At 31.9% G+C, this 12,026-nt stretch carries 8 protein-coding genes; 3 read left to right on the forward strand and 5 right to left on the reverse strand.

The features are described 5' to 3' along the window. Positions 1–13 precede the first annotated feature (13 nt). The 5 genes from BTO06_RS02085 to BTO06_RS02105 are packed head-to-tail and all read right to left on the reverse strand — an operon-like array spanning position 14 to position 8,222. On the reverse strand, positions 14–1,939 hold the full coding sequence (locus tag BTO06_RS02085) for a hypothetical protein (RefSeq protein ID WP_100923739.1): 1,926 nt from the start codon (positions 1,937–1,939) through the stop codon (positions 14–16). A gap of 36 nt (positions 1,940–1,975) precedes the next feature. After that, the gene (locus tag BTO06_RS02090; protein ID WP_100923740.1) at positions 1,976–3,949 is read right to left on the reverse strand and encodes a hypothetical protein; all 1,974 of its coding nucleotides are present in this window, start codon (positions 3,947–3,949) and stop codon (positions 1,976–1,978) included. 6 nt (positions 3,950–3,955) lie between these two features. Beyond that, entirely contained in the window at positions 3,956–4,645 is a 690-nt protein-coding gene (locus BTO06_RS02095; RefSeq protein WP_100923741.1) for a hypothetical protein, read from the reverse strand. A gap of 11 nt (positions 4,646–4,656) precedes the next feature. Beyond that, complete coding sequence (locus BTO06_RS02100) at positions 4,657–6,390, reverse strand: hypothetical protein (RefSeq protein ID WP_100923742.1); 1,734 nt, start codon at positions 6,388–6,390, stop codon at positions 4,657–4,659. A 26-nt stretch (positions 6,391–6,416) separates the two neighbouring features. Continuing rightward, positions 6,417–8,222 (reverse strand): hypothetical protein, encoded by a 1,806-nt coding sequence (locus tag BTO06_RS02105; protein WP_157811711.1) that lies wholly within the window; start codon positions 8,220–8,222, stop codon positions 6,417–6,419. 313 nt (positions 8,223–8,535) lie between these two features. On the opposite strand from BTO06_RS02105, the gene BTO06_RS02110 reads away from it, so the two are divergent. From BTO06_RS02110 to tilS, 3 genes are read left to right on the forward strand one after another with little or no spacing between them, the layout of a single operon-like run. Continuing rightward, positions 8,536–9,840 carry an anthranilate synthase component I family protein gene (locus BTO06_RS02110; RefSeq protein ID WP_100923744.1) on the forward strand — a complete coding sequence of 435 codons (1,305 nt, stop codon included), beginning with the start codon at positions 8,536–8,538 and terminating at the stop codon, positions 9,838–9,840. 12 nt (positions 9,841–9,852) lie between these two features. Further along, positions 9,853–10,677 (forward strand): alpha/beta hydrolase, encoded by an 825-nt coding sequence (locus BTO06_RS02115; protein WP_100923745.1) that lies wholly within the window; start codon positions 9,853–9,855, stop codon positions 10,675–10,677. A gap of 11 nt (positions 10,678–10,688) precedes the next feature. Beyond that, a complete protein-coding gene (gene tilS / locus BTO06_RS02120; RefSeq protein ID WP_100923746.1) occupies positions 10,689–12,002 on the forward strand; it encodes a tRNA lysidine(34) synthetase TilS in 1,314 nt (437 codons plus the stop codon). The last annotated feature ends 24 nt before the right edge of the window (positions 12,003–12,026 follow it).

Genomic DNA, 12,026 nt, shown 5'->3' on the forward strand with positions numbered 1-12,026 from the left:
AATTTTTTAAGGATTACATAAATCTGTCTACATCTATTCTACCATAGTCTGACTTTTGTAAACCTGATTTCTTAGGACGTTCTCCTCTTATGAAATAAGTAATTTCATATTCGTAATCTTCAGAGTTTCTCGGTAGTAAAATTTCAATTGTTTTTGATAATTCTGATTTGTTTACACGAAGATTAGTACTCCTTACTTCATTCTTTTCTCCAAGTTTACTGTACACTTTAATTTCAACAGCTTTTATGTTTTTCTCGAGTGTGAAATCTTCATCAACTTCTATGTAAATTGGTTTTTTAACTAAAGGTGGTTCTAAGGCAATGCTGCCAAATTTTGTGGTTTCCCAATTTGATTCTACTTTGTGGTTTCCTCTAAAACTCCATAAAGTTTTAAAATCATAAGCTAACCACTTGTCTCTATCATTATCACCTTTCCAACCGTATAACATCTTGAAGAAATTTCCTTGCTTGTTAAATTCAGATTTATCAATTTTTATTTCATCTACAGTTTCTTGATCATTTCCATGTTTTTTGCGCATAATCACATTTACGAAGTTTACATGTTTAAAATCATCCGCATTCATTCCTCCAAGAGTTGCATTAATTTGTCGCTGTTTCATTAGAGGATCGTCGGCATTGATTTCTCTAAAACAAGAAGGACATTTGATTTTTACATTTCCTAAATTGTAATCAAAAGGCAATGTTTTGGTTGTTTGCGTATATTTATTTAAGTCAATCTTATAAACTCCACGTCTTCTAACTTGTTTCATTTGATAGGAAACAGTAACAGCTAAACTCGGAATAGGTTCTCTTTTAAGTGTTTCTGTTTCATTATTGTCTTTGTTATCTGCGGTGTCTTGATTTCTTATAATTGGTTGATGACCACCTACAGTTCTTATGCTGTCAGCTCTTGTTTGTGCTCTTCTTTGAGTCACTCTATTTCTTTCAGCTCTCGATCGCTCTAATACATCTAATCTTCTATTTTCATCTCTTGCTTCTTTTCGAGCTTTTTGCAGTTGTTCAGTAGCTCGATCTAACATACTTTTTTGTGCGTTAGGTGTTAATTGATTTAGTTGAGGAACACCTGTACCACCAACTTTATCAAACATTAAATTCATTAATTGAGTGTAAGCAGCTTCTTTTAACTTGTTAAGCTCTTCATCATCTCCAATTTGCGTTAGTTGAATTGCTCCCGAATCGAAAAGGTCGTCGAAACTTGCTTTAATTTCAGCTGATAAGACAGGAGCTGCAAGAGCAGCCTCAAAAGTTTGGTGTTTATAAATTCTATCAAAGTTAGCTTCAATTGTTACTCGTTTCGGCGATTGATATCCTTCAACTTCCATTTCGAAATGAGCACTAAAATCAGGAGTAGGAGTATTAAAGGTTTCCCAAAGAATTTTTGAACCTAACTTGTTGATGTGGACAGAAACTGCAGAACGTTGATTTTCTAAAATTGGCGCATTACCTAATCCACATACTTTTGCTTCAAATTCACCATTCGGTTTTGCAACAGAAGAGATTAAAGAAACGGTTCCTGATTTGAATACAACTGGACCAATTATTTTACCATTGCTGTCTATACGGCCCAAAGCTCTTTCAGCATCTTTAACCATTTTTTTAGGAACTTTTAACTCAACTAAGGCATGAACAATTCCTCCTCCAACAGAGCTTTCAGAAATTCCATCATTTGAGTCAACCGTAGATTCTTCATTTTTTACGTAACGTAAAAAGGAAAATATTGGATCTCCCGTAGTATGCGAAGCAAGTTGAGGTTTATCAGGAAGATAGTAATAATTGCTTCTATTGTTTAAATCAGGGAAAAGAATAAGTTCTCCTGCCCTTACTGGTTTATCTAGTAAAATTTGTTGCTGTGCATGGGTTGTATTTAAGTAACTAAACACAACAAAAAACACATATATGGTTTTATATAATTTTCTCATCTTATTAGTTTTTCATTTTTTAAAAACCTTTTAATATTAGTTTTTCACAATTCCAATTACGTCTTTGAATTTGTCAAGTATTGAAGCTTCTTTACTAACTTTTCCATCAGACCCCGGTTTTACAATAACTTTACCAGCTTCAATAATTTTATCTAAATAATCTGGATTTTCATCTTTTAATTCTTCTGGGATAGAAGCATAGATATAGTCATCGTTAATTTTATCATCCCATCCTAAAGCCATTTTACCTTTTTCTTTATGCGTTAATACAAGTTGATAAGCATAGCCTTGTGTATTTCTATCAGTAAAGATCATTTTCTCCACAAGAGGTTCATCTTTTGAAATTGTAAGAGGAATATTTGTTTCTACTTCTTCTCCAAACCTGTAGTATCTTAATAATAAGGTTGCACGAACAACTCCCAACGAACTCAGCTCTTCAAGATCAGCTTCAAACTCAATAGTTCTTGGAACTATTGGCGGTTCAAGAGTTACTCCTTGCCAATCACCTTTTTTCCATTTTGGTTTTTTTGGAAATACATTTCCTCCGCGTAAGCTCCATTGAGTTTTGTATTCATAAACTTCTGAGTTTTTATCGTTTCCTCTGGCATAACTAATTGTAGCTTTCAACCCTTTATTTTTTAAATGATCAGCATCGATAGTTTTTGAATCATTGAAATGTTTTCCAGAGCTTCGTTTTTTTCTAACATTTACGGTAACATAGTTTATTTCTTTATCGAACATTTCTTTAGCTTGTAAATCAAGAATTAAATTGATGTCTCTGTGTGTAAAGAATTTATCATTCATTAATACAGTTCCCACACATTTTCTATTGTTTTTTAAACCATTATACCAGCTTGCCAGATTTGCCGTTAGGGTGAATGGTTTTTCAACAGCTAATCTGTAGTTTAAATAATAGGTTTCAGTTTTCTTTTTAAAGCTACTTTCAAAGAATCTTCTATTATATGTATATTTTTTTCCATACTTAATATTTGGCATTGCTGCTTTTTCTTTTTCGGTAGGTGGAGTTAAGGCATCTGAATCGCCAGAATCTGTCATTTTCTGTAAAAAGAAATCGAAGAAAGCTTCCCTAATTTTGGTCACTCTATCATCAGAAATATTTTCATCAAAATCTACTTTGATGTATTCTTTTTCAACCATTTGATCAATTACACTTCGTACCTCGTCATATGACCTACTTTTCACTTCACTTTTTTTACCAAATAAAACATCAGCAACACCACCAAAAAGTCCACCACGACTTTTTTTTCCTCGAACTTCTGAATATTTAGCGTAGTCTCTTTCCATATGTTTTTGAACTTCACTCCAGTTTACAATAACCCGTCCTTTCGCTGCGGGAATTCGAGTAGTGTATTTAAATCCCATTTCTATTGATAGGTCAGTGATAGATCTTGTTTTTTCAAAGGTTGCAGCAAGTAATTGAGCTCCATTAGAACTCAAGTTTGTAGCAACAGCTATTTTTGCACCAGGTAAAACAGGTGCACTTAATGATTGAATCACAGAAGGAGCTAATTTATCATCAGATAAGGTTGCAGATATAATTCTTAAAGATTTGTCTCCGTCAGGTTTGACATCAAGAGCACCTTTAAGCTTACTTTTTTTTCTTGCTCCTTGTTCTCCTTTTGCTAAAATTTGTTCCACTTCTTTTTGTTGTTTTTCAGTTAATCCCCATTCCATTAGCATATGTAATAAAGCTCCACCAATTCCACCATCTTCTTCTTTTTCTTCTGTAATGTATTTTAAGAAAAGAAACTCAGGTGTTTTATCAGGTTTTACCCCCAATCTTAAAGAAACAGGTAAATAGTAATAATTTTTTGATTTTCTATCTGACAAGCTTGATGCTTCTCCATAAAGTATAACTTGAGTTCCATCGCTAAGTGTTAAACTTAGCTTATTTGTATCGTCAATAACTTGTGTGAAGGACGATGTTAAATTGACTAATAGGTAAAGTAAAATTACCTTTTGTATAACATATTGAATTTTTGTTTTCATGGGTTGTTAATTTAATAATGTGTATAAATTCTCTTGTATTTGATAAGGTTCTTTAGTTATTTCCTTTCCTTTCTTTCCTTTGAATTGAATGATGAAATTCATTGATAGGAAAAGCTTTTTTAGTTCATTTTTGTTATTTTTTAATACTTCTTCAAAACTTTTGGAATCATTTTTGTTGAGTTTGAAAGAAGAAGCTGATTTTACATTTGGAAACGTTGTTGTGCGTCCAATTATGGTTCCTGAATTGCGAAGTATGTGGACCAAGTTTGAATCTCCAGAGATTTTGACTTCGGGATGGTTTTGATCAATTTCAGGAACGATTGGTCCCATAAATTGAGCATTTTCACCAACTTTTTTCACTAGTGATTTTTGAGTTTCATTTGTTTGAGATTGTGATAATCCCCATGAAATTAGGAAGTGTAAAATTGAACTTTGATTCCCTTTCTCATCATGATAAGTAATGAATGAAAACTCTTGGCATTGATCATGGTTCAATGAAAATTTTAAATGTGAAGGTAAACTATAATATTCGTTGGAGCATTCTTCGATTTTTTGGGCTTTTTTATATACTTTTATGGTCGACTGGTCTGAAAGAGTAATCAATAATTCTTCATTAGGATCAAGTGTTTGTGCATTATTGTAGTGACATTTAAATGCTAGAAAAATTATAATCAAAAAAAATAGATTTGTTTTCATAATGAGTTGGTTTATTCAGGAAATTCATCAATAAAAAGAAGACCGTATTCATCTGTTCCATTTTTACGAATAGGTGTTTTATCTTTCACATACCAAGTAATTGAGTATTCCAAAGGGTCAGATCCTTTAGGAAGTGTAATTTCAAAGAATTTATTATCAACGCCTTTCTTAGGATAGATTGTTAAAGTTTTAGATTTCGACTCTCCAAAAAAATCATAATTAATTTTTACTACAACTGCTCTAACGTTTTTAGAATTTAGAATTTCAAGATCTCCAAGGATTTCAATTTTTTTCCTCTCAAAGGGTGTATAAATATTTATCATTGAAGCGGAAGCTTGTTTCCAGTCCTCTGAGAATATCCCTCCTCCAATAAATTTCCAAATGGTTTGATATTCATAGTTTAACCAAGTGGTTTGATCAGAATCTCCTAGGTTTAAGTAAGACAAAGCTATTTTACCATTTGTATCTTTGTAGGTGTTTTTTGTTAGTAAAACTTCCTTTAATGTGGCATCACCAGATTCATGTTTTTTGTTTAGTTTAACGGTGACACTATTTAACATTTTATCAAATTCGTTCTCGATTGTTCCATCTATTCCAACGTAAACATCCCGTTGTTGAAAAGCAGGATCCCAAAGAGGAACATCTTTAAAGATCTCTTTATTTGTACCGTATTTATTATATAAATTACCTGCATTGAACGTTATATAATGATTTCTGTTGACAAGGCTTCTACCTTTAAAAACCATGTTGCTTTTCCCTGTTGTCCTGTGTTCTTTATATTGATATCCAACATTTAGACCAAATCCTGTTGTATTTCTACTTCCTATCACACCATTTACGCCAATTAATGAACTTAAAGCATTTTCTAAATCACCTCGATGCTCTTTCGGGACTTTCTCTAATGGAGTTGGTTTAAACATTAGTTCTAAAAGCTTGGTGTAAACTGTTTGTACCAAACTTTCCATAGACTCATTTCTACCTACACTTGTAAATTTGATAGCATTGTCTTTTCGAAGTTTATCAAAACCAATACTTACATCAGCTCCAACAAAATAAATGCTTCCTCCTGCGTCAAAAGCATTACTTTTTTTTACCTCAGACCAGTCAATTTCTAGTTCAGCTTCGTAGTTTTCAGTTAATCCAGAGAAACCTAATTCAAAAATTAATGATACATCAGGTGTTGACATTTTTAAGCTTTCTAAAAGCAATTTTGATTTTAAAGGATTGACATTAAAGGATAAGGGGATTTTGCTGTTCTCTATTATAGGAGCAGCTCCAGATCCTATGATTGATTTTTTCTTTTCTCCTGCAGGATTCAATATTGATGAAACCAAAGTGTATTTACCACTATTGAAGATTATTGGACCTTCAATAATAGTTTCATCGTTTTCGAATCTCTTCTTTAGGAAATTTTCTGCATTTGTAATTAGTTTCTTTGGTGTATCATAAAGAACTAAGAAGTTCAAAATTCCACCACCTTCAGCTTGTGAGATTGTTTGGGAGTTGTTTTCAGATGGTTTTTCAGTTATATATCGCAAGAAAGAGAACTCAGGGATACTGTCGTTTTGTAGCGATAATCTTGCTCTTTGTGGAAGATATCTGTAAGTATTCTCTTTTTTATGAACAGGAAAACACCAAAGGCCATCTGCATTAATTCCTTTGTCGATTAAAATAGACTGTGAATTAGAAATAAGACACCAACCAATTAAAAAAACAATTACTATGTAAAACTTATATTTTTTCATGATAAATAGGTTCTATCAGCTATTTTCTATTCAGTAGGGGGTATTAGAAATAAGTAATTATTATCTAACGATTTCAAAGTCTCAGATTTCATTCCGCTTTTCTTATACCAGTTTACTTGATAGGCAATAGGCTCATTTGCATCATGATACAAGTTTATTTTAGATGTACTTTCAGTGTCATTTTTTCTAAGAACAATTGTTTCTTGTGGATTCGGTTGACCATTAAGGATTGTAAAAAATCGAATCGAACATGCCTGTACATTAGCTTCTTTAAAAAATGTTCTGTCCGCATCAATTTGAATTGTTCTTTTTTTGAAAGGAGGAGTTAGAGCAATGGACGCATCATTGGCAGATATCCATTCGTTTTCTGCCTTTGGAAGTTTTATTATTCTATTGTTTCCTTTTAAATTCCAGCTAATTTGATATTGATAGTTTAACCACTCGGAATCTCTTATACCTAATCTAGGATAGAAGATATTTTTATAGTCTTTACCAGTTTCTAAATCAGATCGTTTTATAATAATGTCTTTGGTAACGTCATTGTGTTCTTCTCCATAATGTTTTCTGAAACTAACGGTTACTGAATTTAAAATTTCACTAAATGTATCAACATATTCTCCATCAAGCTGAAAAATAATTTCACGTTTAGAAAAGTCAACATCGTCTAAGTTTACAACTCTGAAATATTTGTCTTTGTTTAACGGGTCCTCTTTGAAAACTTCATATAAACCACTAATATTCCCAGAAGAATAGACAGGAACTTTAATAGTTGTTGATTTACTCAAATTCAAATAGAACTTGTTCACTTTAATGTCATTTCTTTTTTTAAGAACAAATTGATTGTCTGTAACGTATTTTTCGTCTCTCGCTCCGCCAAATACTCGGCTAAAAAAGCCACGTTTTTGTCGACCTAATATTTGGCCTTGTTCAACGACTGTTTCTTTGTTAGGTTGTTTTGCCCAACCCATTTCAGCATCAAACATCAATTCGATAAGTTTATCCGTAACCAATGAAAGGATACTACTCATATCATCCGTTTTAATTTCTAAACCACTGGATCTATCGAAAACGTCAATATTGAGTTTTTGCTGTTGTACCATTTCATCAGTAATTTTCCTCATTTGTCTTTTTGTATATCCTTTTTGATTACTATAAATCTTGCTGTAATGGTCATATACAGTTGACATGTCAGCTGAAATAATAGCATTGTAACCTTTTACTTTTGCCTCATAGTAACCATTTAATACAACAGAAATATCAGATGTTTTTCCTTGTAAAGATTCCCATAACAATGTTGCACCTTCTTGGTTGAGTTTTGCAGCAATTGCAGCTTTTGAGTTTTTATATAGAGGAGCGTGCCCTGATGTTATAACATTTTGGGTAAAAGAATTTTTACCATCTACATTATTTAAAATAGAAGACACAATTTTAAAACTGGCTATTCCATCTTCACCATCTTTTAAAACCTGTTTCATAGGAACAGGACCTGCAATTTTTGCTCCTCCTTTTTTTTCTCGAAGCTCTTTTTCTAGATCGTTAATTACTTCATCAGGAAGATCAAATTGAATTAAGGTATGGAAAAGTCCTCCACTTGCGTTTCCTTCCCGACCAATATATTTTGTACACATAAGTTCGAAATCACCACCATCTTTGGTGGCCAAGCGAGGAAAGTCAGGAATGTAGTAATATGTATTGGTTTGATTACTATCTTGTAGTAATTGAATGCCATTAATCATTAATCTTCCCTCGTCATAATTTACTTGACTAATCAAATAAATAGGTACGAGGAAAAGCGAAAATATTAAACGTAGGGTAGGTGTTGATGCTTTCATGATACTGTTCGTTTTCTTAAAGTTAAAGATTTTTTCATGATAATTTAAATTTATCTAAAGTTAAATATCTGTTATGTAGTTGTTTAGGTTGTATTTCTTGATTCTTAAAAGGTGGTTTGAATCATTCTTACACCTCTAATTCACCCTAAATTATTCAGGGAAAACCTCCATGGCTAATTAATGGTAGTTCGGTCGTGATAATCTAATGTGAATTTGTTGGCATTATTGTAGACTAAAAATTTCTTAGATTTCATAAGAGCGATTATTATTCAGTTTCGTTTATCAACATAAGAAATAGTATTATTTTTGTCTAATGTCTTTAAGAACAGAACAAACTTTTTTTCTTGAAAATATTGAGATCTTCAAAAGGCAATTATTGGCATGGGGACAACAATATGAAACTGTATTATTTCTAGATAGTAATAACTATGAGCAAAATTATTCAAGTTATGACGCGGTTATAGCTGTTGATGAATTTACTTCTATTAAAACAGATTATTTCGAAGCTTTTGAAAAGCTAAAGGAATATCAATCTTACACAAAAGACTACCTCTTCGGTTATCTTTCCTATGATTTAAAAAACGATACAGAAAATTTATCCTCAAATAATTTTGATGGATTAAACTTTCCTGACTTATATTTTTTTCAACCACAAAAGATAGTTTTTATTAAAGGAAAGGAAGTGGTGTTGTCTTATTTAAAAATGGTTGATGATGAAATAGAAGAAGACTTAGAACAAATTATGAATGGTGAATTTGATACTGAAGACTCAAATAATTCAGAAGGTTTAAAAGTAAAACTTAGAATTCATAAAGATGAATATGGAAGAAAGGTTCGTAAGGTAATTGATCATATTAAAAGAGGTGATATTTATGAAGCGAATTTCTGTCAAGAATTTTATGTGGAAAACGCACAAATAAATCCAACAGAAACGTACAGGCATTTGAATAGAATTTCAAAACCCCCATTCGCTACATTCTTTAAGAATGATGAACTACATTTATTATCGGCATCACCCGAAAGATATATTAGGAAAGAAGGTTGTAAAATTATTTCACAACCGATTAAGGGAACAGCGAAACGTTTTGTGGATTCTGTTGAGGATGAAAAAGCAGTTTTTGATTTAGTACGTGATGAAAAAGAACGTTCGGAGAATGTTATGATTGTAGATTTGGTTAGAAATGACCTATCAAGAACGGCTAAAAAAGGAACTGTTAAAGTAGAGGAGTTGTGCAAGGTATATTCATTTAAACAAGTTCATCAATTAATTTCTACTGTGGTTTCTGAAATTGAAGAAGATACTCATCCAGTAGATGTTATTCGAGATACATTTCCAATGGGAAGTATGACAGGTGCTCCTAAAATTTCTGCGATGAAAATTATTGAAGAATTAGAGGAAACCAAAAGAGGCTTGTATTCTGGAAGTATAGGTTATTTTGCTCCTAATGGAGATTTTGATTTTAATGTTGTTATCAGAAGTATCCTATATAACGAGGAAAAAAAGTATATTTCTTATTCCGTAGGGGGAGCAATTACAGCCAAGTCTTCGCCAGACAAAGAATACGAAGAATGCTTATTAAAAGCAAAAGCAATGAAATATGTACTAACTAACTCTTAAAAATTTTAAAGAATGACTCATCAAACTCTTAATTTCGAATTTCATAAAACAAATTTCTTTGGTCAATATTGGAGAATAGAAGAAGTCAAGTCAGTAGTCTTAATTTTACATGGTTTAGGAGAACATTCAGGAAGGTTCGCCGAAGTTGCGGAAAACCTTGTTAAAAATGGTTATGGAGTAGTTGCTTTCGATCATTTCGGTCATGGTAAAACTACAGGTAAAAGAGGCCACAATCCAGGTTATGAATATGTTTTAGATAGCATTGGCCAATTTATTCAAAAAACGAAGGAATTATTTGAGAATAAGGATGTTTTCTTATACGGTCATTCTATGGGAGGAAACGCAGTGCTTAATTATATGTTATCAAGAGATAGTCAAGTTAAAGGAGTAATTGCAACAAGTGCATTTTTGAAATTAGCGTTTCAACCACCAGGTTGGAAATTATTTTTTGGTAAGTTGATTCAAAAGATAGCACCTTCTGTAACTTTAGATAACGAGGTAAACTCCTCATATATCTCTAGAGACCCAGAAGAAGTAAAAAAATATGAAAACGATTCGTTGGTACATAATCGAGTTAGCCCGAACTTTTCCTTGTCATTTATCGAAAGAGGCGCGTGGGCTATCGAAAATGCAAATCTTTTACATAAACCTGTTTTACTTTTACATGGTACCGATGATAAATTGATAAGTTGCGAGGGTTCAAAAGAATTTGCAGCCAATAATTCAGGTAACGTTACATTGAAATTATACGAAGGAGGATATCATGAATTGCACAACGATTTTTGTAAACAGGAAATAATTGGAGATGTTATTTCATGGTTAAATGCAAATAATTAATTTGGTTAATAGTGTTACTAAAACGATTCAAAGAACATCTTTCACTTAAATTTTCTTGTGTAAAAAATAAAAGTGTTTTAGTCGCAGCCTCAGGAGGTGTAGATAGTGTTGCCTTAATTCATTTACTTCATTCATTGGGAGTGAACATTGTTTTAGCACATTGTAATTTTCAATTAAGAGGTGAGGCGAGTGATTTAGATGAGTCATTGGTTAGGAAGATAGGTAAAGAGTTGAATGTAAAAACTTATGTGAAAAGATTTAATACAAATGAAATAGCTAAACATAAAAAGTTATCAATTCAAATCGCAGCTAGAAATCTTCGATATAATTGGTTTTTTGAAATATGTGAAAATCATAATATTGATTTTATTGCAACTGCTCATCATGCAGATGATAACCTTGAAACCTTCTTAATAAATCTATCAAGAGGTTCAGGTTTAGACGGTTTGTTGGGAATTCCTGAGAACAATGGAAAAATTATTAGACCGTTGCTACCGTTTTCAAAAGAAGCAATAATTGAGTATGCAAAAAACGCGAATTTCATATGGAGAGAAGATGAGTCCAATGAAAAAACGAAGTATACCAGAAATAAAATTAGACATCAAGTTATTCCTGTATTAAAGTCAATAAACCCAAGTCTTTTAAAGAATTTTACAGAAACAATTAACCATTTGAGTGGAAGCCGAAATATTATTGATGAGAAAGTCGTTGAAATTTCCACAGAGATTATCAGAAAAGAAGATAATTTAGTGAAAATAGAGATCGATAAAATGTTAAAATTGTCGGATCCAAAAGCTTTCCTCTACGAAATACTAAAAGGTTATAACTTTACAGAATGGAATAATATTTATAATCTTTTACAAGCTCAATCAGGAAAAATAATACGTTCAAAATCGCATATCCTACTTAAGGATAGAGGCTTTTTGCTGTTAAGAGAGCTTGAACTAAAACCGGAAGAAAAATCAATATATTATATCGAGGAAAACACAACGGAAATTGTTAATCCGATAAAAATAACTTTTAAAAATACAGATAAAAAATGGACAGTGTCCAAAAATTATGTTTTAGTTAACAAAAATTTAGTAACTTTCCCCATAATTTTAAGAAAATGGGAGGAGGGAGACTTCTTCTATCCAACTGGGATGATTGGCAAAAAAAAAGTTAGCAAGTTTTTTAAAGATGAAAAACTTTCTAAGTTTAGAAAGGAGCAAACTTGGTTACTTTGCAATGCTACAAATGAAATCATTTGGATAGTAGGAATGAGACTTGATAGAAGGTTTTCTATCGACTCCTTCACATCCGATATTTTACAAATTAGTATTTAAAATAACCCCAATACAATACAAACA

This window comes from Tenacibaculum sp. SZ-18 (assembly GCF_002813915.1).
In the GTDB taxonomy this organism is placed as follows: domain Bacteria; phylum Bacteroidota; class Bacteroidia; order Flavobacteriales; family Flavobacteriaceae; genus Polaribacter.